Raw genomic sequence first — 22,676 nt, 5'->3', positions numbered from 1 at the left:
TCCGTTCTTCGAATCGCCCCGAGACGTTTCGTCCCGGGTGAGCCGCCCATTCTACATCGTCTTTCCGGTCCGTCAACACCTGCAGCGAAGAATTTCTTGCTGCCGTTGTTGCCGTTGCGGGGAAGCCGTCGCGGCGGGGAGGCGAATAATAGGGAGGGCCTACCGGCCTGGCAAGCCATTTCGTGAAGTTTTTTTCAAATTTCTCGTAAGCGCTTGTTCTTTCATGGATCGATGCGCGGCAACGCCGCGCGGCGGCCATGGCGGCCGCCGCGCGAGCCTCAAGCCAGCTTCAAGGCGACGCGCGCGAAGTTGCGCTTGCCGATCTGCAGCACGCCTTCGAAGCCTGGGCCGAACGTGCGCTGGGCGTCTTCCACCACTTCCGAATCGATGCGCACCGCACGCTCCTTGAGCTTGCGGTTCGCTTCCGCATTGCTGGGCGTCAGCCCCGCCGCGGTCAGCAGCGCCGGCAGGCGCAGGCCTTCCGCCGGCACGGCGATCTCGGTCAGCGGCAGCAGGCTGGTATCGCCCTCCCCGCGCACCACCGCATGCCAGCCGGCAATCGCCTGCTCCGCCGCGGCCGCGCCGTGAAAGCGCGCCGCCAGCTCGCGCGCCAGGCGCAGCTTGGCGTCGCGCGGGTTGAGCGCGCCGCTGGCCACTTCGCTCTTCATACGAGCGAGCTCCTCGAGCGACACCTCGAAGCTCAGCAGCTCGAACCACCGCCACATCAACTCGTCGCCGATCTTCAGCGTCTTGGTGACGATGTCGATGGCCGGCTCATTGATGCCGATGTAGTTGCCCAGCGACTTGGACATCTTCTGTACGCCGTCCAGGCCTTCCAGCAGCGGCATGGTCAGCACGATCTGCGGCGGCTGCCCGTGATGCTCCTGCAGCGCGCGCCCCATCAGCAGATTGAACTTCTGGTCGGTGCCGCCCAGCTCCACGTCGCACTGCAGCGCCACCGAGTCGTAGCCCTGCACCAGCGGGTAGAGGAATTCGTGGATGGCGATCGACTGCTGCGCGGCATAGCGCTTGGCGAAGTCGTCGCGCTCCAGCATGCGCGCCACGGTGTGCTGCGCGGCCAGGCGGATCATGTCGGCCGCGCTCATCGTGCCGAACCACTCGGAATTGAAGCGCAGCTCGGTCTTGTCGCGGTCCAGCACCTTGTAGACCTGCTCGGCGTAGGTCTCGGCGTTGCGCAGCACGTCCTCGCGGGTGAGCGGCTTGCGCGTGACGTTCTTGCCGGTCGGGTCGCCGATCATGCCGGTGAAGTCGCCGATCAGGAAAATCACCTGGTGGCCTAGGTCCTGGAACTGCCGCATCTTGTTGAGCAGCACGGTGTGGCCCAGGTGCAGGTCCGGCGCGGTCGGGTCGAAGCCCGCCTTGATGCGCAGCGGACGCCCGGTCTTCAGCCGCTCGACCAGATCCTCCTGCTTGATGATTTCGTCGGCGCCGCGCGCGATGGTGGCCAGCGCCTGCTCAAGCTCGCTCATGTAGTCCTCAATTCCGGTGTTTGATGGTCCAGGGAAATGGCTCGGAGAAGCGACGGCCATCACGTCGGGAGGTTAATTGTGCGTTAACCAGAAAATTCACGCAAACCCTTGATGGGAAAGGCGTTGACGCACTTTGCACAGGGCCGTTATGGTACGCGGCATTACATAAATTTGTACCGCGGGGCACACGGGGCATGGGAGAGGCGAACAAGATCGCGCGCGCGGCGCGCAAACAGGCTATTCGCCGCAAGGCGCAACGACGCCACTCCCACTTCTACGAACGCTTCTCGCACTGGTCCTTCAGCAACCACAGCGAGGCCGAGCCTATCCGCTGGCATCGCGAACGCTGGATGCTCGCCGGCACGGCCCTGCTGCTTACCGCGCTTTCCGGCTTCATCATTCCCGCCTGGGCCAGCGCGATGCGGCCCGATCCGGTTTCTTCCGCGCATGCCCTTATGCCGCTGGCCTTGCCCAAGGCGCTGCCGACCACGGTGCGCACGCCCACGGTGGAAGACTGGCGCATCGTGCAGGTGCAGCCGGGCCAGACGCTGTCGGACATCTTCCAGGGCCAGGGCCTCAGCCTCACCGACCTGCAGAACGTGATGGACCAGGCCGGCGACGCCGCCAAGGCGCTGCACAACATCCGCCCGGGCCAGGAGTTCGACTTCCTGCTGTCCGGCGACGGCGGCCTGCGCGGCATCCGCTTCGACAAGGACGAAGCCAGCCGCGTCATCGTCCGCTTCGACGGCAGCAAGCCGAGCATGACCGCGCAGGCGCGCGAAGTGGAACGCCGCGAGCACGTCGTGCACGGCACCATCGACAGCTCGCTGTTCGCCGCCGGCGCCAAGGCCGGCATGAGCACGGCGATGGTGCTGAAGCTGGCCGACCTCTTCAAATACGACGTCGACTTCGTGCAGGACCTGCGCGAAGGCGACACCTTCACCGTCATCTACGACGACATCTACCGCGACGGCGCCTACCTGCACGAAGGCGAGATCGTCGCCGCGGAATTCGTCAACCAGGGCGAGCGCTACACGGCGTACCGCTTCAAGAAGGATGACGGCTCCTACGGCTGGTTCAGCGAGGACGGCCGCCCGATCCAGAAATCCTTCCTGCGCATCCCGGTCGACTTCACCCGCATCTCCTCGCAGTTCAGCGCGGCGCGCATGCACCCGGTGCTGGGCCTGATGCGCGCGCACAAGGGCGTGGACTACGCCGCGCCCACCGGCACGCCGATCCATGCGGCGGGCGACGGCGTGATCAAGTTCAAGGGCTGGATGAACGGCTACGGCAACTTCGTGATCATCCAGCACAACAGCTCGATCAGCACCGCCTACGGCCATATGTCGAAGTTCGCCAGCGAGCGCGTGGGCCAGCGCGTGAGCCAGGGTTCGGTGATCGGCTATGTCGGCATGACGGGCCTGGCCACCGGCCCGCACCTGCATTACGAATTCCGCATCAACGACGTGCAGCGCGACCCGCAGAAGGTCACCTTGCCCAAGCCCGAGCCGCTGCCGGCCGTGCAGCTGGCCAAGTTCAAGTCGACGGTGGTGCAGCCGCAGCTGGCCCGCCTGAAGGCACTGGACGCCAACGTCAAGCTGGCCCGCGTGGATGGCGCCAAGCGCAACGACGACTGAGCCGCGGCTGCACGTGGCTGAAGCTCCCTCGCTTTATATCGGCCTGATTTCCGGCACCAGCGCGGACGGCATCGACGCCGCGCTGGTGCGCTTCGAACAGGACCGCCCCGAACTCGTCGCCGCCCTGGTCCATCCGTGGCCGGCGGAACTGCGCGCGCGCATCCTGGCAGTGGCGCAGGACGAAACGCGGCTGGACCTCGACGCCTACGGCCGCCTCGACGTCGCCATCGGCCAATGCTTCGCCGACGCCACGCTGCGCCTGCTCGCCGACAGCGGCACGCCCGCCAGCGCCGTGCGCGCGGTCGGCTCGCACGGCCAGACGCTGCGCCACCGGCCGCAGGGCGAACATCCTTTCACCCTGCAGGTGGGCGACCCTGCGGTGATCGCCGAGCGCTGCGGCATCGACGTGGTGGCCGACTTCCGCCGCGCCGACGTCGCCGCCGGCGGCCAGGGCGCGCCCCTGCTGCCGGCCGTGCACGCCATGCTGCTGGGCGCGGCGGGGCGCACCCGCGTGGTGCTCAATCTCGGCGGCATCGCCAACATCACGGTGCTGCGCGCGGACGGCCATGTGTTCGGCTTCGATACCGGCCCGGCCAACGGCTTGATGGATGCCTGGTGCCTGCGCCACCGCGGCACGGCCTACGACCGCGATGGCGCCTTCGCGCTGAGCGGCACGGTCGATGCGCCGCTGCTGGCAGCGCTGCTGGCCGATCCCTACTTCGCCCTTCCCGCGCCCAAGAGCACCGGCCGCGAACACTTCCACCTGGCCTGGCTCGATCGGCATGCGCGCGTCGCCGAACTGCCGCCGGCCGAGGTGCAGGCCACTTTGCTGGAACTGTCCGCCCGCAGCGTGGCCGAGGCGATCGCGCGGCACGCACCGGATGTCATAGAGGTATTGGCCTGCGGCGGCGGCGTGCATAACGGCGCGCTGATGCGGCGCCTGGCGGCCCTGCTCGACCCGGCCCGGGTGCGCAGCACGGCGGAAGAAGGGGTGGATCCGGATTACCTGGAGGCGACCGCCTTCGCCTGGCTGGCCCGGCAGCGCCTGCTCGGACGGCCCGGCAACCTGCCCGCGGTCACGGGCGCACGCGGCCCGCGCGTGCTCGGCGCGGTCTATCCCGCGCCGCTCCGAATGGCCTAGCCGCCCAGCGGCTCTTCGGACAAAGCGAGCTGCGACGGCGACAGCTGGGTGGGCTGCGCCATCGACAGCGCCTGCACGGCTTCCTGGAAGGCGGCTTTCTCGCGCGCATCCCACTGGCCGCTGAGCACGGTCAGCTCGCCCGGGTCGAGCATGGTTTCGGCAAACACGTTGCCGCTCGGCGCCATGCCCAATCCGTGGCGCAGTGCGTGCAGCACCACGTCATTGATCGACCACTGGCGGTCCTTGGCCAGCGACTTGATGCGCTCGGCCATGAGATTGTCGATATGGCGAATCACGATGTCCGGCACAGGCGCTACTCCGTCTGTCCACGCATGGGCCCCCTGACCGGCATCATGGTGTACAGGCGGCGGCCGGCTTGCAAGTCGGCCATCCGGGGGAATCCGTGGTCAGGTTCGCACTCGTGCGGCGAACGCCATCGCAGTTGCGGGGCCCCGGTCAGCCGGTGCCGCGGGCCCGTTCTTCCGCGCGGTAGTGCGGCCACAGGTACAGGAACAGCGCGGTGGCCGGCAGCACCGCGATCACGGTGATCACGAAGTAAGTGCCGTAACCGGTGGCCGTGGCGATGCCGCCGGCGAAGAAGCCCAGCAGCTTGCCCGGCAGGTTCACCAGGGAACTGAGCAGCGCGTACTGCGTGGCGGTGTGCTGACGGTTGACCAGCGAGGACAGGAAGGCCACGGTCGGCGGTCCCAGGATGCCCAGCGTCAGGTTCTCGCCGGAGATCACCAGGGTCAGCACCAGCAGGTTGCCCGGATACATGATCACCAGCAGGTACAGCAGGTTGCTGGCGCCGCACAGCACGATGCTGGCGCCCAGCGTGCGCCACGCGCCCCAGCGCGCCACCGCGGCGCCGCCGATGAAGACGCCCAGGATGCCAATCCAAACGCCGTAAATCTTGCTTATCGTGCCGATCTGCGTCTTGGTGAACCCCATATCTAAGTAAAACGGGCTCATCACGCCGCCGATGGTGGCCTGCTCAGGGATCTTGAACAGGAGAATGAACGCCAGCGTTATACCCGCCAACAGCCAGCCGTAACGGCGGAAGAAGTCCGCGAACGGGTCGATCACCGCTTCGCGCATTGCCTCGCCCCAGTTACGTGGCGCCGTACGCTCAACGTCTGGCTCACGCGCCAGCAGCGTAGTCAGGATCGGTAGACCCATACCCATCGCCATCACCATGTAGATCAAACTCCATGGCACATGGTCGGCCATGATGGTGGCTAGGGCGCCTGCGACCATCAGGCCGATGCGATAACCCAGCGCATAGGTGGCCACCAGCGCGCCCTGCGCCTCCACCGAGGCGATCTCGATGCGGTAGGCGTCCACCGCGATGTCCTGGGTGGCGCCGAAGAACGCCACCACCAGGGTGGCGGCAATGAATGGCCCCAGGTTGGCCGGCGTCAGCGCGGCCATCGCCAGCAGGCCGCCGGCCACCACCAGCTGCGAGAACAGCAGCCAGCCGCGGCGCTGGCCCAGGCGGCGGAACAGCGGCAGCTTCCAGTGATCGAGCAGCGGCGCCCACACGAACTTGAACGCGTAGAACATGCCCGCGCTGGCGATCATGGTGATTTCTTTCAGCTCGACGCCGTTTTCCTTCAGCCAGTAAGCCAGGGTGCCGGCCACCAGCAGGAACGGCAGGCCGGAGGAAAAGCCGAGCAGGCACATGGTCCAGGCGGCCGGCTGGGAAAACGCCTGCCACACCGACGGACGCCTGGGCGACTGCGCGCCGGGCTTCGCCGCCGGCTCAGTCGGCATAGTCGACCGTATAGGGCGCGTGGTCGGAGAAGCGCTCGTCGCGGTAGATCGAGCAGCTCTTCAGGCGCTGGCGCAGCGAGGGCGTGACCACCTGGTAGTCGATGCGCCAACCCACGTTGTTCTCGCGCGCGCGGCCGCGGTTGGACCACCAGGTGTATTCCACCGCATCGGGCTTGATCGCGCGGAAGCTGTCCACCCAGCCGCGCTGCTTGAACAGCAGGTCCAGCCAGGCGCGCTCCTCGGGCAGGCAGCCGGAGTTCTTCTGGTTGGAGCTCCAGTTCTTGATGTCGTCCTTGGTGTGCACGATGTTCCAGTCGCCGCAGATGACGTAGTCGCGGCCGCTCTCCAGCCACTGCTGGAAGATCGGCGTGATCCACTCCATCACCTGGAACTTGAACTGCTGGCGTTCGTCGCCGGAGGAACCCGAAGGCACGTACAGCGACACCACGCTCAGGTTGCCGAAGCGCGCCTCGATATAGCGCCCCTCGTCGTCGAACGGCGCCCAGCCCAGCGAGGTCAGCACCTGGTCCGGCTCGCGCCTGGCGTAGATCGCCACGCCGCTGTAGCCCTTCTTGGTGCTGGCGTCGCGGTAGAAGCAATGGTGGCCGTCGGGGCGGAACATCGGGTCGCTGAGCTGGTCTTCCTGCGCCTTGGTTTCCTGCAGGCAGACCACGTCGGCCTTCTGCTTGCGCAACCAGTCGAACACGCCTTTGTTGGCGGCGGAGCGGATGCCATTGGCGTTCAGGCTGACGATGCGCATGCGGGGTCCTCGGTGGATACGCCATCATAGCAACCATGTCCGAATCGCCCGCCATCCGCGTCGCGCCTGTCGCGCCCGCGTTCCGCCCCGCCGTGCTGGCCCTGCGCGTGCATCCCGACCAGTACGCCTTCGTCAGCCCGATCGAGGCCTCGCTGGCCGATGCCGAGCAATGCCACGGCAGCACTCCGATGGCGATCCTGCACGGCCATACGCCGGTGGGTTTCTACCGGATCGAGCAGCACGCCAGCACTATCGCGGAGCGCGACTACGCCGTACCCGCGCTGGGCCTGCGCTCGTTCTTCATCGGCGCCGACTGGCAAGGACGCGGCTTCGGCGCCGCCGCCGTGCCCGCGCTGGTCGCCGACCTGGCCACGCGCCATCCCGAAGCCCGCCTGCTGGTGCTAACCGTCAACTGCCGCAACCTGCCCGCGCTGGCGCTGTACCGGCGCGCCGGCTTCGAGGACAGCGGTGAGCTGTACCATGGCGGGCGTTCCGGGCCGCAGCATCTGATGTGGCTCCCCTTGCCCTGAATCCGCTTCCGACGAGAACTCCGCCGTGCACGACTACCAGCGCGACTTCATCGAACTCACCCTGCAGCGCGACGTGCTGCGCTTCGGCGAGTTCACGCTCAAATCCGGCCGCCAGAGCCCGTACTTCTTCAATATGGGCCGCATCGATTCCGGCGCCGCGCTGGCCCGCCTGGGCCGCGCCTACGCCTCGGCCCTGGTGAACTCGGGCGTGCCGGTGGACATGCTGTTCGGCCCTGCCTACAAGGGCATCCCGCTGGCCGCGGCCACCGCCATCGCGCTGGCCGACGAACATGGCCGCGACCTGCCCTGGGCCTACAACCGCAAGGAAGCCAAGGACCACGGCGAAGGCGGCGTGCTGGTCGGCGCGCCGCTGCAGGGGCGCGTGCTGATCGTGGACGACGTGATGACCGCAGGCACTGCCGTGCGCGAATCGCTGGCGCTGATCCGCGCGCAGGGCGCCACGCCGGCCGGCGTGCTGATCGCGCTGGACCGCCAGGAGCGCGGCACCGGCGCGCTGTCCGCCGCCCAGGAGGTGGCCGCCGACTACGGCATCCCGGTGATCGCCATCACCAGCCTCAGCGACGTGATGGCCTACGCCGGCGAGCGGCCGGAGCTGGCGGACGAATACGAACGCTTGATGGCCTATCGGGAACGCTATGGCGTGGCGGCCTGAGGCCACGGGGCGAACGGCGTCACATCCGCGAACATGCCTGAGCCGGACCATGCAGGGGCGAAGGCTATACTCCCAATTCACAGGGGGAATTCCATGCGTCGAACCAGTCTGATCCTAGCCGCCGTCATCGCGGTCGCCTGCGCCCATGCGCAGACGGAAAACACCAACGGCATGCGCTACAAGTGGCGCGACGGCCAGGGCCTGCCGCACTACAGCGACAGCCTCACCGGCGAAGCCATCAAGTACGGCTACGACGTGGTCAACGACCGCGGCCTGGTCATGCGCCACGTCGAGCGCCAGCTCAATCCCGAGGAACGCGAGGCCGCCCGCAAGGCCGCCGAGGAACAGGCCGCGCAGCAGCGCGCGGCACAGGACCGCTCGCGCAACGACGCGCAGATGCTGGCCGCCTACCCCAACGAGGCCGACTACAAGGCCTCGCTGCAGCAGGAAATCGACAATATCGACCAGCAGATCCGCACCACCCAGATCAACCTGCACAGCCAGGAAAAGGCGCTGACCGACCTGCTCACCCGCGCCGGCGACATGGAGCGCGCCAAGCAGGCGGTGCCGAAGTTCCTCAACGACGGCATCGCCAAGCAGCGCAACGTGGTGGCCGGCCAGCGCGCCGCGCTGGACCGCCAGCAGGCCGCCCGCGACGCGGCCAGCACCCGGATGACCACCCAGCTGCAGCACTACCGCGACCTGAAAGCCGCGCAGAACAAGAAGTAAGCCGGCCCCAAAGAAAAACGCCACGCGATGCGTGGCGTTTTTTTATGCCTGGGCCAAGGCCCCGCGGATCAGAACGGCAGCTTCAGCGCCGGATCCACCGCATGCAGCTGCTCGCGGAACACCTGCTGGATGCGCTTGAGCGCCGCGTCGTTGTCGGCGTCGAAGCGCAGCACCAGGATCGGCGTGGTGTTGGACGGGCGCACCAGGCCCCAGCCGTCCGGCCAGTCGGCGCGCACACCGTCGATGGTGGTCAGCGCGGCGTCGCCGAAGGTGGCGCTCTGGCGGAACTTCTCGATGAACTTGTAGTGCTCGCCTTCCTGCATCTCGATCTTCAGCTCCGGCGTGGACACGCCCTTGGGGCAGGTGGCGAAGATCTCTTCCGGCGTACGCTCTTCCAGGTCGCCGGCCAGGATCTCCAGCAGGCGGGCGCCGGCGTAGATGCCGTCGTCGAAGCCGTACCAGCGCTCCTTGAAGAAGAAGTGGCCGCTCATCTCGCCGGCGAGTTCCGCGCCGGTCTCGCGCATCTTGCTCTTGATCAGCGAGTGGCCGGTGCGCCACATCAGCGGGCTGCCGCCGGCATCGAGGATCTGGCCCTTGAGGTGCCCCGTGCACTTCACGTCGTAGATGATGGTGGCGCCGGGCTGGCGCGACAGCACGTCGCGCGCGAACAGCATGAGCGTGCGGTCGGGGAAGATGATCTCGCCCGTCCTGGTGACCACGCCCAGGCGGTCGCCGTCGCCGTCGAAGGCCACGCCGAGATCCGCGCCGGTGCTCTTCACCGCCAGGATCAGGTCTTCCAGGTTGTGCGGGTCGGAAGGGTCCGGATGGTGGTTCGGGAAGGTGCCGTCCACATCGCAGTACAGCGGGATGATTTCGCAGCCGATGCCTTCGAGCACCTGCGGCGCCACCGCGCCCGGGATGCCGTTGCCGCAGTCGACCACCACCTTCATGCGCCGGCCCGCCTGCACGTCGGAGGTGATGCGCTCGACGTAGTCCGGCACCACGTCGATATGGCGCAGCGAACCCTTGCCGCCGCGCTCCAGCTCGTTGGCGGCGATGCGGCGGTAGAGGTCCTGGATGGCGCCTTCGGACAGGGTCTCGCCGCCGACCACGATCTTGAAGCCGTTGTAGTCCGGCGGATTGTGGCTGCCGGTGACGGCCACGCCGCTGCCGGTGTTGAAGCGGTAGGCCGCGTAGTAGACGACCGGCGTCGGCACGGCGCCGACGTCGATCACGTCGATGCCGGCCTCGCGCAGGCCGTCGGACAGCGCGCCGGCCAGTTCCGGACCGGACAGGCGGCCGTCGCGGCCGACCACGATCTCGCGCAGGCCCTTCTCGCGCATCACCGTGCCGATGGACTGGCCGAGCAGGCGCGCCACGTCGACGGTGAGCGACTTGCCGACGATGCCGCGCACGTCGTACGCGCGGAAGATCGTCGGGTCCACCGTGACCGGACCGGGCGCCGGTGCGGCGGGCTTGGCGGGGCGGGCTTCCGGCTTGGCCGGCTCGGGCGTGTTGTCGATCAGGTCGGACAAAATCGGTTCCTCGTATGAAGTCTTGTGCTTGCCAAGGTTGAGGCCGGGGACGCGGCCGCGCAGCCACAGCAGATAAATGCCGCCGCCCAGTCCCAGCAAGGCCAGCAGGGCGGCCAGCGGCCACGACTTCGGCAGCACGATGTAGGCCGCGGGCAAGGCGGCGACCACGCTCAGGTTGCTGCCCGCCACCGGCTTGCCGGTGGCTTCGCTTTGCGCGGAGGCCGAGCCATGGGCGAGCAGTTGCAGGTCGCCGCGGCCGCGGTCGTCGCCCTGGCGAAGTTCCAGTCTGCCGCTTCCCGGCGGAACGGCGTTGAAACGTTCCTCCAGCGGAGCGAACGGAAGCTCGAACAGCACCCATGCGCTGGGCCGCTGGCGCGCGCCCATCGGCAGCACGAAGCTGAGGCTGCGCTCGCCGGCGCCCTTGGGCAGGGTCTGGGCGAGCGTGTCGCCGTCGGCGGTCTGCGCGGCCATCAGCTGTGCGGCCCTGGCGTAGCCGAAGTCGCGGTAGTTGGCGTGCAGCACCTCGTCCAGGCTGCCGCTGTAGAACTCCACGGCCCGGGTCTGCGGCAGCTTGCCGCGCAGCACGGTGGCCGCGTAGGCGCGGTCGGCCTGGGCGGCGGCGGGGTCGAGCGCGTCGAGCTGCTGCTGCAGGGCGTGGCGTTCGCGCGTCAATTCCTCGGCCAGCGACTGCGCCGCTTGGTCCTGCGCGCGGTGCACGCGCTCGATCGCGGCGCCTTCGTCGGCGATCAGCCAGGTCTGCCAGGCGCAGAACAAACCGCTCACGACCAGCAGCGTGCCGCCGGCCAGCGGCAACAGCCGCCGCCAGTCGGACGCGCGCTCGCGCCATTCCATCGCGATGTCCATCGCCATCGTCCTGTCCCCTCTGCAGGCTCTCGAATACTTAGTTGACGCCGGTGGAGCCGAAACCGCCCTCGCCCCTCTGCGAAGGCTTGAACTCCGTCACCACGTTCAAGCGGGCCTGCGCCACCGGCACCAGCAGCAGCTGGGCGATGCGGTCGCCCACCTCGATGGTGTACGGCTGCGTGCCGCGGTTCCAGCAGGAAATCATCAGCGGCCCCTGGTAATCCGCGTCGATCACGCCTACCAGGTTGCCCATGACGAGCCCGTGTTTATGGCCCAGGCCCGAGCGCGGCACGATCAGCGCGCACCAGAGCGGATCGCCGATATGGATGGCCATGCCGCTGGGCACCAGCGCGCTTTCGCCGGGAGCCAAAGTGAGCGGCGCATCGATCGCGGCGCGCAGGTCCATGCCCGCGCTGCCGGCGGTCGCCGCCTGCGGCAGCGGGATGCTGTCGCCCAGCCGTGGATCGAGGATTTTCAGTTCGACGTCGACCAGGCCCGGCCGCACCGTCATGAGCGCACCGCCCGGTAGCGCTGCGCGATGCTCGCCACCAGCTCGCGGGCGAGTTGTTCCTTGCCTGCGCGCGGCAGCTCCAGCGAGCCGCCGGGCCAGTACACGTTCAATGCGTTGTCGGCGGCCTCGAAGCCGAGGCCGTTGCCCACCAGGTTTGCGGCGATCATGTCCAATCCCTTGCGCCGGAGCTTGTCCTGCGCGTAATCCGCCACATCATGCGTTTCCGCGGCGAATCCGACCAGGAAAGGGTGCACGGTTTGGGCGGCCAGGCTGGCGAGGATGTCGGGATTCTCGGCCAGCGCCAGGGTCAGCCCGGCGCCGTCCTGCTTCTTGATCTTCTGGCCGGCCACGCTGGCCGGGCGGTAGTCGCCCACCGCGGCGGCGCCGACGTAGATGTCCGCCCCGGCGGTGGCGGCCAGCACGGCGGCATGCATTTCGGCGGCGCTGCGCACGTCCACGCGCCGTGCCACGCCATGCGGCGTGGCCAGGTGCACGGGGCCGGCGACCAGGGTCACCTGCGCGCCGGCATCCGCGGCGGCGCCGGCCACGGCGAAGCCCATGCGGCCGGAGCTGCGGTTGCCGATGAAGCGGACCGGGTCGATGTCTTCGTAGGTCGGCCCCGCGCTCACCACCATCTTCAGGCCGCGCAGCGCGCCGTCGCCGAACGAGCCCACCAGGGCCGCGCGCAATTCCAGCGCTTCGAGCATGCGGCCGGAACCGATATCGCCGCAGGCCTGGTCGCCCGAGGCCGGGCCGAGCAGGTGCACGCCGCGGCGGCGCAGGGTATCGACATTTTCCTGCACGGCCGGATGCGCCCACATCTGCTGGTTCATCGCCGGCGCCACGTACAGCGGCGCGGCGCTGGCCAGGCACAGCGTGGTGAGCAGGTCGTTGGCCATGCCATGCGCGAGGCGGGCGATCAGGTCGGCGCTGGCGGGCGCGACGATGATGCGTTCGGCCCAGCGCGCCAGCTCGATATGGCCCATGGCCATCTCCGCCTGCTCGTCCCACAGGCTCACCCGCACGGCTTCGCCGGACAGGGCCTGGAAGGTGGTGGCGCTGACGAAATGGGTTGCGCTTTCCGTCATCACCACGCGGACCTGGGCGCCCAGGTCGCGCAGGCGGCGGACCAGCTCGCAGGCTTTGTAGGCGGCGATGCCGCCCGACACGCCGAGCAGGATGCGACGGTTGGCAAGTTGCATGTAGGACAGGCCTGACAAACGGGCAGACGCCAAGCTTACCGGAATCAACCGCGTCTTCCGCTGCAGGCGCCGGCGCGATTGCGGCATCGTGAGCGAATGAGCATTCGAGACTGGCCAGCCGGGGAACGTCCGCGCGAAAAACTGCTGCAGCAAGGCACGTCCGCGCTGTCGGATGCGGAGCTGCTCGCCGTGCTGCTGGGCAGCGGCGTGGCCGGCGTCGATGCGCTCACCCTCGGCCGCCAGCTGCTGGCCGAAGCCGGCGGCATCCATGCATTGCTGGCCGACCCCCACACCACCACGCGCATGCCCGGCATCGGCCCGGCCAAGCGGGCACGCGTGATCGCCGCGCTGGAGCTGGCGCGCCGCTCCTTGAACGAACAGCTGCGCACGGGCGCCGCGCTGCGCAGTCCGCGCGACAGCGGCGACTTCCTCCGCGCCAAGCTGCGCCACCTGCCCTACGAAGTTTTCGCCTGCCTGTACCTGGACAACCGCCACCGCGTGCTGGCCTACGAGGAGCTGTTCCGCGGCACCATCGACGGCGCCAGCGTGCATCCGCGCGAAGTGGTGCGCGCCTGCCTCAAGCACAACGCCAGCGCGGTGATCTTCGCCCACAACCATCCGTCGGGCGTGGCCGAGCCCAGCCTGGCCGACCGCGCCATCACCCGCAGCCTGCGCGAGGCGCTGCAGCTGGTCGAAGTGCGCGTGCTGGACCACCTGGTGATCGGCGCCGCCGAACCGGTGTCGATGGCCTCGCTGGGCCTGCTCTGAGCGCGGGCGGGTGCCGTTTGACCCGGAAAGAATAACGGCGCGGTGGGGACCGCGCCGTCAGGCCGTTTTTGGGGAGGTGAGAGGGACGGCGTCTCGCATACCCGTCGGCGGGGAGGGTGCCTGGGGTACGGGCGGCATTGTGGCAGTGCGGCATGACAGGACAGTGACGTGCCGGCGGGCTCCGCCGGAAGCCGGGCCGGCGCGACTTATGCACATCGGCCTCAGATCGCCGCTTAGCGGTCATTCCGTCGACACTCGTGAAATTGTCAATGTAAACTATTGATACTACGTGGAAATTTAAGTGACATATACGTTTCCGCCGCGCAAAAACCCGCGACGCTCCCGCCAGCCCTTACTTTCCCCACAGAGTTATCCACAGCCCCCGCAGCCGCGCCGCAGCATGCCCGCTCGCCGCCTTCGGCCGCCCCGCCCAGGCCTCGGAGCGGGCCGCCCCGCTCTGCTAGGATTGCCGGTTCCATCGAAGCCAGACCCAGCCCCGTGAAACAAGCGCTGCGCGATTTGCTGCTGCAGGCCATCCGGTCCCTGCAGAACGACTCCACCCTGCCCGCCGAGCTCGAAGTGCCGAACTTCGTGATCGAGCGCACGCGCAGCCGCGACCACGGCGATTTCGCCAGCAACGCCGCCATGCTGCTGGCCAAGCCGGCCCGCGCCAAGCCGCGCGAACTGGCCGAGAAACTGGTGGCCGCCCTGCCCGCCAATGCGCAGGTGGCGAAGATCGAGATCGCCGGCCCCGGCTTCATCAACTTCTTCCTGGCGCCCGGCGCCTACCACGCCGAGCTGCGCCGCATCCTGGGCGAGGGCGACGCCTACGGCCGCAACGACAGCGGCAAGGGCGTGGTCGCCGGCGTGGAATTCGTCTCGGCCAACCCGACCGGCCCGCTGCACGTGGGCCACGGCCGCGCCGCGGCGATCGGCGACTGCCTGAGCCGCCTGCTCGACGCCAACGGCTGGGCGGTGCGGCGCGAGTTCTACTACAACGACGCCGGCGTGCAGATCCAGAACCTGGCCATCTCGACGCAGGCGCGCGCGCGCGGCCTGGCGCCGGACCAGGCCGGCTGGCCGGAAGACGGCTACCGCGGCGACTACATCGCCGACGTGGCCCGCGCCTACATGGCCGGCGAATCCGTGCTGGCCGACGGCCACACCGTCACCGGCGCCAAGGATGCCGACGACCTCGAGGCCATCCGCCAGTTCGCCGTGGCCAGCCTGCGCCGCGAACAGGACCTGGACCTGAAAGCCTTCGGCGTCGGCTTCGACACCTATTTCCTGGAGTCCTCGCTGTACAGCGGCGGCAAGGTGGAGGAGACCGTGCGCGAACTGGTCGCCCACGGCCACACCTACGAGGAAGGCGGCGCGCTGTGGCTGCGCTCGACCGACTTCGGCGACGACAAGGACCGCGTGATGCGCAAGTCCGACGGCACGTTCACTTATTTCGTGCCGGACGTGGCCTACCACCGCAGCAAGTGGCAGCGCGGCTACGTGCGCGCCATCACCGAGCTGGGTTCGGACCACCACGGCAGCCTGGCCCGCGTGAAGGCCGGCCTGCAGGCGCTGGATTGCGGCATCCCCAAGGGCTGGCCGGAATACGTGCTGCACCAGATGGTGACCGTGATGCGCGGCGGCGAAGAGGTGAAGATCTCCAAGCGCGCCGGCAGCTACGTCACCCTGCGCGACCTGATCGACGAAGTGGGCAAGGACGCCACGCGCTTCTTCCTGATCTCGCGCAAGGCCGACTCGCAGCTGGTGTTCGACATCGACCTGGCGCGCTCGCAGAGCAACGACAACCCGGTCTATTACATCCAGTACGCCCATGCCCGCGTCTGCCGCGTGCTGGAAGAACTGGCCGAGCGCGGCCTGCCGGCGCTGGATACCGCCGCGGGCGCGGCGCATTTCGAGCGGCTGGACACGGCGCACGAGCAGGCCCTGTTCGTGGAGCTGTCGCGCTATCCGGAAGTGGTGGAAGCGGCGGCCGGCAATCTGGAACCGCACCTGATCGCGCAGTACCTGCGCGACCTCGCCGGCGCCCTGCACAGTTACTATCACGAGCATAAGTGGATCGTGGACGACGCCGGGCTGCGCAACGCGCGCATCACCCTGGCGGTCGCGGCACGCCAGGTCATCCGCAACGGTTTGGATTTGCTGGGACTCAGTGCCCCGGAGAAGATGTAAATGGCAGCACGCAAGGGCAAGGGCCGTCAGGCCGTGCGCAACAACAGCGGCGGGTTTCCGGCCTGGGGCTGGGCCATCGTCGGCATCGCGGTCGGCGCGCTGCTGATGTTCGCCATGCGCGGCAAGCTGCCCATGGGCGGCCGCGCCGGCGACGCGCCGCAGCCCAACGCGCAGGCCACCGCCCAGCACGGCAGCGATGCCGGCGCGGTGGAACCGGCCAGTGCCGACTCCACGCCCGCCGCGCCGAAGAAGCCGCAGTTCGATTTCTACTCTGTACTGTCGGAGAAGGAAGTGCGCATTCCCGACGCCGAGATCAGCGCGCAGGCGCGCGCCGAGCAGCAGAAGCAGGCCGCCGCGCAGCAGGCGCAAGCCCAGGCCCAGGCGGCGCAGCAGGCCCAGCAGCAGGCGGCCGCGCAGCGCGCCGCGGCGGCGAATGCGCCGGCCGCGGTCACCGAGAACGTCACCGCGGCGCCGGCTGCCGCGGTCGCGCCGCCGGCCGCGGGCGGTGGCGGCTATCTGCTGCAGGTGGGTGCGTTTCCGAGCGCCTCCGATGCAGAAAGCCTGAAGGCCAAGCTGGCGCTGCAGGGTTTCGTCGCCAACGTGGCTTCGGTCAACGTCAACGGCCAGACCTACAACCGCGTGCGCCTTGGCCCGTTCAAGTCGGCCACGGAGCTTGAGTCGACCAAGCAGCGCTTGTCCTCGGCCGGTTTCAATGCGATCGCGCTGAAGGAAGGCCGCTGAGCCGCCACTACGGCTTCGCGATTAAAAAAGCCGCGCGAATGCGCGGCTTTTTCTTTGGCTGAGCGTCTGGCGTAGGTTGGGGTGAGCCGAAGGCGAACCCCAACAATGCGATGCGCCTGGATGAGGTCGTGTTGGGGTTCGCCTTCGGCTCACCCCAACCTACGCCGATCAACGCTTGCGCTTGAGCCGGATCAGCGCCGAGATATCGTCGTCGCCATAACCCTGCGCCATCAGCTCGGCGTAGTCGGCCAGCGACTTTTCGATCACCGTGCGGTCCGTGCCCGCGCCCTCGGCGATGCGGTTCACGATGCCCAAGTCCTTGTGCAGCAGGGCCAGCTTGAAGCCCACGCTGAATTCGTCGCGCAGCATGGTGGCGCCGCGCTTCTCCAGGAACCAGCTGCCGGCCGCGCCGGCGCCCAGGGTCGGCAGCAGGCGCTCCGCTTCCAGTCCCAGCGCCTCGCCCAGCGCCAGGCCCTCGCACACCGCCTGCGCGATGCCGGCCACCAGCACCTGGTTCACCGCCTTGGTGGCCTGGCCGGCGCCGACGGCGCCCAGGTGGGTGACGCGCAGCGCATAGGCTTCCAGCACCGGACGCGCGCGTTCCAGCACCGCGGCGTCGCCGCCGACCATCACCGAGAGCTTGCCGTTCTTGGCGCCTTCCACGCCGCCGGACACCGGCGCGTCGAGGAAATCCACGCCGGCCGCCGCCAGCCGTGCGGCCGCGCGTTTGGCGGTGTCGGGCGCCACGGTGGAGTGATCGACCACGATGGCGCCGCGCTTCAAGTGCGGCAGCATGGTGTCGATGGTGGCCAGCACGTCGGCATCGGCAGTCACGCACAGCGCGATCACATCGCACTGCGCGGCCAGCTGTTCCAGCGGCGGGGCGGTCACGCCCAGTTCGCGCGCCAGCGCATCGGCCTTGGCCTGGGTGCGGTTGGCCACCGCGTGCAGCAGGCCCTTGGAGTTCAGATGTCCGGCCATCGGCGCGCCCATGGCGCCGAGACCGACGAAAGCTGCCTTGAGGCTCATCGGGGAATTCCAGCAGAGGAGAAACACGGCCGCCCCGGAAGGCGGAGCGGCCTATGTTAGCGGCGGTGCACGTCGTGCGTGACGAATGGCTTCTCCGCCGTGGGCCGCTCCAGCCACTGCGGATGCGCCAGCGTGTGGCGCATGTCGGCCAGGCCGCTCTCCCAGTGCGAGTGCATGCTGGTCAGGCTGAACTCGTAGTCCTTGTAATGGCCTTCGTACGGCTTGTCGCGGTAGATCAGGTGGATCAGGTTGGTCAGCGCGCCGGAAGCCTGCGCCTGCGCGCGCTTGAAGGCCGGATCGTCGTGTTTGTCCGCCGGCACCAGGGCCATCAGGTCGTGCAGCAGGCGCTGGTTTTCCTGGTTCAGCCGCATGTATTCGGTGATCAGGCGGGTGCGGCTGGAATACTGGATTTCCTTGGAGCGCTCGGCCACGCCGGACAGATCGCGCGGCAGCTCGCCGGTGGCGCGCCACAGGTCGACCTGGAAGATCAGCGCATCGTGGCAGGGCCGGTCCGACAGCACCTTGTACAGCGGCGTGTTGGAAACCATGCCGCCGTCCCAGTAGAACTCGCCGTCGATCTCCACCGCGGGGAAACCCGGCGGCAGCGCGCCGGAGGCCATGAAATGCTCCACCCGCAGCTTGCCGTGGCTGTTGTCGAAGTAGGCGAAGTTGCCGGTGCGCACGTTCACCGCGCCCACCGACACGCGCATCGAACGCGGGTCGTTGACGCGGTCGAAATCCACCAGCCGCTCCAGCGTGCTGCGCAGCGGCGCGGTGTCGTACCAGCTCACGTCGCCGGGACCGGAAGCGCGGTGGAACGGCAGGAACGGCGGCGGCAGGCGCGGCACGAAGAAACCCGCCTGCCCTTCGAGCAGCGCGCGCCACGCGGCCAGGCTGCTGAAGCCGTTCTGCAGCGCCAGCGGCCAGCCGCCGCTGTCGAACGCGGGCGTGGCGGGGAAATACGGCGGCTTGCAGATGGTTTCCCAGAATTCGCGCAGCTTCTCCACGCGCTGGCCGATCGGATTGCCGGCAATGATCGCGGCATTCAAGGCGCCGATCGAAATGCCTGCCAGCCAGCGCGGCCGCAGATCCGCCTCGGCCAGCGCCTGGTACACGCCGGCCTGGTAGGCGCCGAGCGCGCCGCCGCCCTGCAGCACCAGGGCCACGGTGGAGTACGACTCGCGCACCATCTTCGCCAGCGCTTCCTTGCTGTCGTCTTGTGTCGCCTTGCCCATGGGCTCAAGCCTCCGCCAGGTAGTCGTACACCACTTCGCCCAGGTCCAGGGTCAGATCGGTGATGAAGTGCAGCGCCGATTCAACTTTAAGCACCGGCAGGTCCGCCACCGGCGCCAGCGCATGCGAGTGCAGCTCCAGCGCGGCCGGTCCGGTCCAGGCGCCCTTGAGCGTGACATTGGTGGTGAAGTAGCGCACCAGCTCGCAGATGCGCGGGCTGCCGTCCACGTGCGGGATGATCTTGAGCAGGAAATTCGGCGCAGCCAGCGACGCGAGCACCGCGGCGCGGTCGGCCTCGGCGTGCTTGAAGCCCATGGTGGCCTTGGCCACGCGCACCTTGCCGTAGTCGAGCGTGCCGACCAGGGTGTCGATCTCGGTTTCCAGCACCGGGCTGGCCAGTTTCTTGGGGAAGCCCCACAGCTCGCGGCCGCCGGCGATCGGCGGATGGTCGTTCAAATACATCGAATGCACGTAGCCGCCGTGCACGCCGCGGAAACTCACCGGTATCACCTGGCCCGACTCGGTGTAGTCGCCGAAGCCGGTGGAATCGGGCATGCGGATGAATTCGTACTTCACCAGCGGCTCGGTGATCTCCAGCGGCTCCGGCACCACGGCGCGCAGCGCGTCGAGGTCGGTGCGGTAGGTGATGACCAGGAACTCGCGGTTGACGAAACGATAGGGCCCGCGCGGAAACGCGGGGCTGGTCAGCGGCATGGCGAACGCATTGGCCTTGACGTCGGCGATCTTCATCGAGCCATCCTCCTGGCGATCCCGTCAGGCGCGCGCCGGCAGGGCGCACGCTGCATGCAATAGAAAAACGACGCCTGCCCGGCACTCGCCGGGCAGGCGCGCGACGCTTACTGCATGTACCAGCCGTGGCTGACCACGACCGACTGGCCGGTCAGCGCGGCCGACGGGAACGCGGCGAGGAACAGCGCGGTCTGCGCGATGTCCTCGACGGTGGTGAAGGTGCCGTCCACCGTGTCCTTCAGCATCACGTTCTTGATCACTTCCGCTTCGCTGATGCCCAGTTCCTTGGCCTGCTCGGGAATCTGCTTCTCCACCAGCGGCGTGCGCACGAAGCCGGGGCAGATCACGTGCGAACGCACGTTGTGCGCCGCGCCTTCCTTCGCCAGCGTGCGGGCCAGGCCCAGCAGGCCGTGCTTGGCGGTGACGTAGGCCGACTTCAGCTTCGACGCTTCGTGCGAATGCACGGAACCCATGTAGATGACGGTGCCGCCGCGGTCCCCCTGATACATGTGCTTGAGCGCGGCCTTGGTGGTGAGGAAGCCGCCGTCCAGGTGGATCGCCAGCATCTTCTTCCAGTCGGCGAAGGCGAACTGGTCGATCGGATTGATGATCTGCACGCCGGCGTTGGAGATCAGGATGTCCAGCGCACCGAAGGCGGCGACCGCCTTGTCGGTGCCGGCATTCACCGCCGCTTCGTCGGTGACGTCCATGGCGATGCCGACCGCCTTGCCGCCGGCCGCATTGATCTCCGCCGCTGCCGCATCGGCGGCCTGCTGGTTGATGTCCGCGATCGCCACGGCGCAGCCGTTCTTCGCATAGAGCTCCGCGATGGCCTTGCCCAGGCCGCTGGCGGCACCGGTGATCAGAGCGACCTTGCCTTCGAGACTTGCTGCCATAACCACTCCTTCGAATTCGCTAGGGGATGCGGGAGACGACGAAGGCTCGCACAGCTGGGATGCCGCATCCATGCGACGAATGGACATCACGAAGAACCTTCCCTACGCCGTCATTCCGGCGTAGGCCGGAATCCAGTAGCGACAGTGCCGGGTTTTTGCGAAAGCGTTGAATGAAGCCTTTCGCGAAAACCTGCCGATACCGCTACTGGATTCCGGCCTGCGCCGGAATGACGAGCATGTTTAGTGCGCGCCTTCCGACAGGTACGTATAGCCGGTCAAGCCATCGTTCAATGTGACAAACAGCTGCTCCGCCTGCGCGCCTTCGACACCCGCGGCCGCGATGCGTTCGCGGTAGCTGCGGCGCAGGGCATCCAGATCGTAGCCGACATAGTCGAGCATCAGGTCGGTGGTGTCGCCGCGGCGGCGATGCGCAAAAACATACGAGTCGCCGTCCACCCGCACGTTCACCGCGTCGGTGTCGCCGAACAGATTGTGGATGTCGCCCAGGGTTTCCTGGTACGCGCCGACCATGAAGATACCGAGGCGATAGCTTTCGTCCTCGCGCAGCGCGTGCAGCGGCAGGCTCACGTCCACGCCTTCGGCGTCGACGTAGTGGTCGATGCGGCCGTCCGAATCGCAGGTGAGGTCGACGATCACGCCGCGGCGGGTCGGCGCTTCGTCCAGGCGCGCGATCGGCGCGATCGGGAAGATCTGCTCGATCGCCCAGATGTCCGGCACCGACTCGAACACCGAGAAGTTGACGAAGTACTTGTCCACCAGCTTCTCGTCCAGCTCGTCCAGCGCCTGGCGATGCGAGCGCTCGGCCGGCAGCAGGCGCAGGCGCACCGCGTTGGCGATGGCGTAGTACATCTCGTCCAGCTGCGCGCGGTCTTCCAGCGCCAGCTGGCCCAGCGCGTACAGGGTCTGGCCTTCGTTGAGGTGGTGCTGGGCCTCGTGGAACAGTTCCAGCGCGGGGCGCGCGCCCAGTTCCTCGTAGGTCTCGCGCAGGCGGCGCAGCACGGCCGGTTCCTCCTCGCGCGGCGGCGGGATGCTGCCGGCGGGCACTTCTTCCACTTCGGTGACGTTGACCACCATCACCGCATGGTGCGCGGTCATGGCGCGGCCGGCCTCGGTGACGATGTGCGGCGCGTCCAGGCCTTCCTCGGCCACGGCTTCGGCCAGCGACTGCACGATGGTGGAGGCGTACTGCTCGATCGAATAGTTGATCGAGTTGTGGCTGCGCGAGCGCGAGCCTTCGTAGTCCACGCCCAGGCCGCCGCCGACGTCGACGATTTCCAGCGGCACGCCCATGCGGATCAGCTCCACGTAGTAGCGCGTGGCCTCGCGCATGCCGGCGGCGATGTCGCGCACGTTGGAGATCTGCGAGCCCATGTGGAAATGCTGCAGCTTCAGGGTGTGCTTGAGGCCCGCCTCGTCGAGGCGGCGCACCAGGGTCAGCACCTGGTTCGGCGACAGGCCGAACTTGCCCTTGTCGCCGCCGGTGTTCTGCCATTTGCCGGCGCCGATCGAGGCCAGGCGCACGCGCACGCCCAGCAGCGGCTCCACGTTCAGGGCCTTGGCTTCGGCGAAGACGTGATCGAGCTCGGAGAGCTTCTCGATCACGATGTGCACGCGCAGGCCGAGCTTGCGGCCGATCAGCGCCAGGCGCACGTATTCGCGGTCCTTGTAGCCGTTGCACACCACGATCGAGCCGGGCCGCGCCATCGCCAGCACGGCCATCAGTTCGGGCTTGGAGCCGGCTTCCAGGCCGAAGCCGTGCTCGCCGGCGGCCACCAGCTCGCCGGCCACGCCGCGCTGCTGATTGACCTTGATCGGATACACCGCGGTGTAGCCGCCACCGTAGTTCCACTCCGCGGTGGCCTTGGCGAAGGCGCCCTGCAGGCGCGCCAGGCGGTCGGCGAGGATGTCGGGGAAGCGCACCAGCAGCGGCAGGCGCAGGCCTTCGGCGCGGGCGCGGTCGACGATGGCCGGCAGCGACAGGGCCGGGCCGCCGGCGCCGCGCGGGCGCATCACGATATGGCCTTGCTCGTCCACGTCCACATAGCCGTCGCCCCAATGCGGGACGGCGTAGGTGTGGCGGGCGGCATCGGCGTTCCAGTGCTTCGACATGGACGGGTATTCCTTGGGGTCAGCGGGCGCGGGGCGCCCGTCGGTCATGTCGTCGCAGCGGCGAGCCTTGACGAGGAAGAAGCCGGCCGGCCGG

General features: G+C 68.3%; 21 protein-coding genes. 8 read left to right on the top strand and 13 right to left on the bottom strand.

Annotation, left to right across the window (positions count from 1 at the left end):
* Nucleotides 1-259, bottom strand: a 259-nt coding sequence (locus tag FHW85_RS22205) for a hypothetical protein (RefSeq protein WP_210427822.1), incomplete at its 3' end; no start/stop codon positions are given.
* A gap of 19 nt (nt 260-278) precedes the next feature.
* Nucleotides 279-1,490: a tyrosine--tRNA ligase gene (gene tyrS / locus FHW85_RS15815; RefSeq protein WP_167252765.1), complete on the bottom strand. Its 1,212-nt coding sequence runs from the start codon at nt 1,488-1,490 to the stop codon at nt 279-281.
* A gap of 194 nt (nt 1,491-1,684) precedes the next feature.
* On the opposite strand from tyrS, the gene FHW85_RS15810 reads away from it, so the two are divergent.
* Together FHW85_RS15810 and FHW85_RS15805 are read left to right on the top strand one after the other, a co-directional pair.
* Nucleotides 1,685-3,127, top strand: coding sequence for a peptidoglycan DD-metalloendopeptidase family protein (locus FHW85_RS15810; protein WP_168648881.1), 1,443 nt, complete (start codon nt 1,685-1,687; stop codon nt 3,125-3,127).
* Nucleotides 3,128-3,140: 13 nt separating this feature from the next.
* The gene (locus FHW85_RS15805) at nt 3,141-4,268 is read left to right on the top strand and encodes an anhydro-N-acetylmuramic acid kinase (protein WP_168648880.1); all 1,128 of its coding nucleotides are present in this window, start codon (nt 3,141-3,143) and stop codon (nt 4,266-4,268) included.
* Here the strand turns inward: FHW85_RS15805 and FHW85_RS15800 are convergent.
* From FHW85_RS15800 to FHW85_RS15790, 3 genes are all read right to left on the bottom strand, one after another.
* A complete protein-coding gene (locus tag FHW85_RS15800; RefSeq protein ID WP_167252768.1) occupies nt 4,265-4,576 on the bottom strand; it encodes a hypothetical protein in 312 nt (103 codons plus the stop codon). The two genes, FHW85_RS15805 and FHW85_RS15800, sit on opposite strands and share 4 nt — an antisense overlap.
* Nucleotides 4,577-4,724: 148 nt before the next feature.
* On the bottom strand, nt 4,725-6,041 hold the full coding sequence (locus tag FHW85_RS15795; RefSeq protein WP_246866787.1) for an MFS transporter: 1,317 nt from the start codon (nt 6,039-6,041) through the stop codon (nt 4,725-4,727).
* Nucleotides 6,031-6,801 (bottom strand): exodeoxyribonuclease III, encoded by a 771-nt coding sequence (locus FHW85_RS15790; RefSeq protein ID WP_168648879.1) that lies wholly within the window; start codon nt 6,799-6,801, stop codon nt 6,031-6,033. The genes FHW85_RS15795 and FHW85_RS15790 overlap by 11 nt, the downstream gene beginning before the upstream one ends.
* A gap of 35 nt (nt 6,802-6,836) precedes the next feature.
* On the opposite strand from FHW85_RS15790, the gene FHW85_RS15785 reads away from it, so the two are divergent.
* The 3 genes from FHW85_RS15785 to FHW85_RS15775 all read left to right on the top strand — a co-directional run bounded on the left by FHW85_RS15785 (nt 6,837) and on the right by FHW85_RS15775 (nt 8,733).
* A complete protein-coding gene (locus FHW85_RS15785) occupies nt 6,837-7,331 on the top strand; it encodes a GNAT family N-acetyltransferase (protein ID WP_168648878.1) in 495 nt (164 codons plus the stop codon).
* Between the two features lie 25 nt (nt 7,332-7,356).
* Nucleotides 7,357-8,004, top strand: coding sequence for an orotate phosphoribosyltransferase (gene pyrE / locus FHW85_RS15780; protein ID WP_167252771.1), 648 nt, complete (start codon nt 7,357-7,359; stop codon nt 8,002-8,004).
* Nucleotides 8,005-8,097: 93 nt separating this feature from the next.
* A complete protein-coding gene (locus tag FHW85_RS15775) occupies nt 8,098-8,733 on the top strand; it encodes a DUF4124 domain-containing protein (protein WP_168648877.1) in 636 nt (211 codons plus the stop codon).
* A gap of 68 nt (nt 8,734-8,801) precedes the next feature.
* Here FHW85_RS15775 and FHW85_RS15770 read toward each other — a convergent pair whose 3' ends face one another.
* Genes FHW85_RS15770 through coaBC form a run of 3 tightly spaced genes read right to left on the bottom strand, consistent with a single transcriptional unit; the run spans nt 8,802 to nt 12,845 of the window.
* A complete protein-coding gene (locus tag FHW85_RS15770; protein WP_168648876.1) occupies nt 8,802-11,138 on the bottom strand; it encodes a phosphomannomutase/phosphoglucomutase in 2,337 nt (778 codons plus the stop codon).
* Between the two features lie 31 nt (nt 11,139-11,169).
* A complete protein-coding gene (gene dut, locus FHW85_RS15765; protein ID WP_167253737.1) occupies nt 11,170-11,625 on the bottom strand; it encodes a dUTP diphosphatase in 456 nt (151 codons plus the stop codon).
* Nucleotides 11,626-11,639: 14 nt separating this feature from the next.
* Nucleotides 11,640-12,845 carry a bifunctional phosphopantothenoylcysteine decarboxylase/phosphopantothenate--cysteine ligase CoaBC gene (coaBC, locus tag FHW85_RS15760; protein WP_167252774.1) on the bottom strand — a complete coding sequence of 402 codons (1,206 nt, stop codon included), beginning with the start codon at nt 12,843-12,845 and terminating at the stop codon, nt 11,640-11,642.
* Between the two features lie 96 nt (nt 12,846-12,941).
* Between coaBC and radC the strand changes: the two genes are divergently transcribed.
* From radC to FHW85_RS15745, 3 genes are all read left to right on the top strand, one after another.
* Nucleotides 12,942-13,613, top strand: coding sequence for a DNA repair protein RadC (radC, locus tag FHW85_RS15755; RefSeq protein WP_168648875.1), 672 nt, complete (start codon nt 12,942-12,944; stop codon nt 13,611-13,613).
* 498 nt (nt 13,614-14,111) lie between these two features.
* Entirely contained in the window at nt 14,112-15,803 is a 1,692-nt protein-coding gene (gene argS, locus FHW85_RS15750; RefSeq protein WP_167252776.1) for an arginine--tRNA ligase, read from the top strand.
* The gene (locus FHW85_RS15745) at nt 15,804-16,544 is read left to right on the top strand and encodes an SPOR domain-containing protein (RefSeq protein ID WP_167252777.1); all 741 of its coding nucleotides are present in this window, start codon (nt 15,804-15,806) and stop codon (nt 16,542-16,544) included.
* A 168-nt stretch (nt 16,545-16,712) separates the two neighbouring features.
* Here FHW85_RS15745 and FHW85_RS15740 read toward each other — a convergent pair whose 3' ends face one another.
* The 5 genes from FHW85_RS15740 to speA all read right to left on the bottom strand — a co-directional run bounded on the left by FHW85_RS15740 (nt 16,713) and on the right by speA (nt 22,582).
* Nucleotides 16,713-17,573 (bottom strand): NAD(P)-dependent oxidoreductase, encoded by an 861-nt coding sequence (locus tag FHW85_RS15740; protein ID WP_167252778.1) that lies wholly within the window; start codon nt 17,571-17,573, stop codon nt 16,713-16,715.
* Nucleotides 17,574-17,629: 56 nt separating this feature from the next.
* Nucleotides 17,630-18,808: a patatin-like phospholipase family protein gene (locus tag FHW85_RS15735; protein ID WP_167252779.1), complete on the bottom strand. Its 1,179-nt coding sequence runs from the start codon at nt 18,806-18,808 to the stop codon at nt 17,630-17,632.
* A 4-nt stretch (nt 18,809-18,812) separates the two neighbouring features.
* Entirely contained in the window at nt 18,813-19,556 is a 744-nt protein-coding gene (locus FHW85_RS15730) for an acetoacetate decarboxylase (RefSeq protein WP_167252780.1), read from the bottom strand.
* Between the two features lie 107 nt (nt 19,557-19,663).
* On the bottom strand, nt 19,664-20,452 hold the full coding sequence (locus tag FHW85_RS15725) for a 3-hydroxybutyrate dehydrogenase (RefSeq protein ID WP_168648874.1): 789 nt from the start codon (nt 20,450-20,452) through the stop codon (nt 19,664-19,666).
* Between the two features lie 240 nt (nt 20,453-20,692).
* On the bottom strand, nt 20,693-22,582 hold the full coding sequence (speA, locus tag FHW85_RS15720; RefSeq protein ID WP_168648873.1) for a biosynthetic arginine decarboxylase: 1,890 nt from the start codon (nt 22,580-22,582) through the stop codon (nt 20,693-20,695).
* Nucleotides 22,583-22,676: the final 94 nt, after the last annotated feature.

Origin of the sequence: Dyella sp. SG609, assembly GCF_012275375.1 — a bacterium.
Classification (GTDB): domain Bacteria; phylum Pseudomonadota; class Gammaproteobacteria; order Xanthomonadales; family Rhodanobacteraceae; genus Dyella_D; species Dyella_D marensis.
Note: the sequence above shows the minus strand (reverse complement) of the source record. Positions and strands in the feature narration are given on the sequence as shown.

Coding starts and splice junctions, on each gene's coding strand:
- tyrS (WP_167252765.1), bottom strand. CDS start 1,490: ATGAGCGAGCTTGAGCAGGCGCTGGCCACCATCGCGCGCGGCGCCGAC.
- FHW85_RS15810 (WP_168648881.1), top strand. CDS start 1,685: ATGGGAGAGGCGAACAAGATCGCGCGCGCGGCGCGCAAACAGGCTATT.
- FHW85_RS15795 (WP_246866787.1), bottom strand. CDS start 6,041: ATGCCGACTGAGCCGGCGGCGAAGCCCGGCGCGCAGTCGCCCAGGCGT.
- FHW85_RS15790 (WP_168648879.1), bottom strand. CDS start 6,801: ATGCGCATCGTCAGCCTGAACGCCAATGGCATCCGCTCCGCCGCCAAC.
- FHW85_RS15785 (WP_168648878.1), top strand. CDS start 6,837: ATGTCCGAATCGCCCGCCATCCGCGTCGCGCCTGTCGCGCCCGCGTTC.
- FHW85_RS15775 (WP_168648877.1), top strand. CDS start 8,098: ATGCGTCGAACCAGTCTGATCCTAGCCGCCGTCATCGCGGTCGCCTGC.
- FHW85_RS15770 (WP_168648876.1), bottom strand. CDS start 11,138: ATGGCGATGGACATCGCGATGGAATGGCGCGAGCGCGCGTCCGACTGG.
- coaBC (WP_167252774.1), bottom strand. CDS start 12,845: ATGCAACTTGCCAACCGTCGCATCCTGCTCGGCGTGTCGGGCGGCATC.
- radC (WP_168648875.1), top strand. CDS start 12,942: ATGAGCATTCGAGACTGGCCAGCCGGGGAACGTCCGCGCGAAAAACTG.
- FHW85_RS15745 (WP_167252777.1), top strand. CDS start 15,804: ATGGCAGCACGCAAGGGCAAGGGCCGTCAGGCCGTGCGCAACAACAGC.
- FHW85_RS15740 (WP_167252778.1), bottom strand. CDS start 17,573: ATGAGCCTCAAGGCAGCTTTCGTCGGTCTCGGCGCCATGGGCGCGCCG.
- FHW85_RS15735 (WP_167252779.1), bottom strand. CDS start 18,808: ATGGGCAAGGCGACACAAGACGACAGCAAGGAAGCGCTGGCGAAGATG.
- FHW85_RS15730 (WP_167252780.1), bottom strand. CDS start 19,556: ATGAAGATCGCCGACGTCAAGGCCAATGCGTTCGCCATGCCGCTGACC.
- FHW85_RS15725 (WP_168648874.1), bottom strand. CDS start 20,452: ATGGCAGCAAGTCTCGAAGGCAAGGTCGCTCTGATCACCGGTGCCGCC.
- speA (WP_168648873.1), bottom strand. CDS start 22,582: ATGTCGAAGCACTGGAACGCCGATGCCGCCCGCCACACCTACGCCGTC.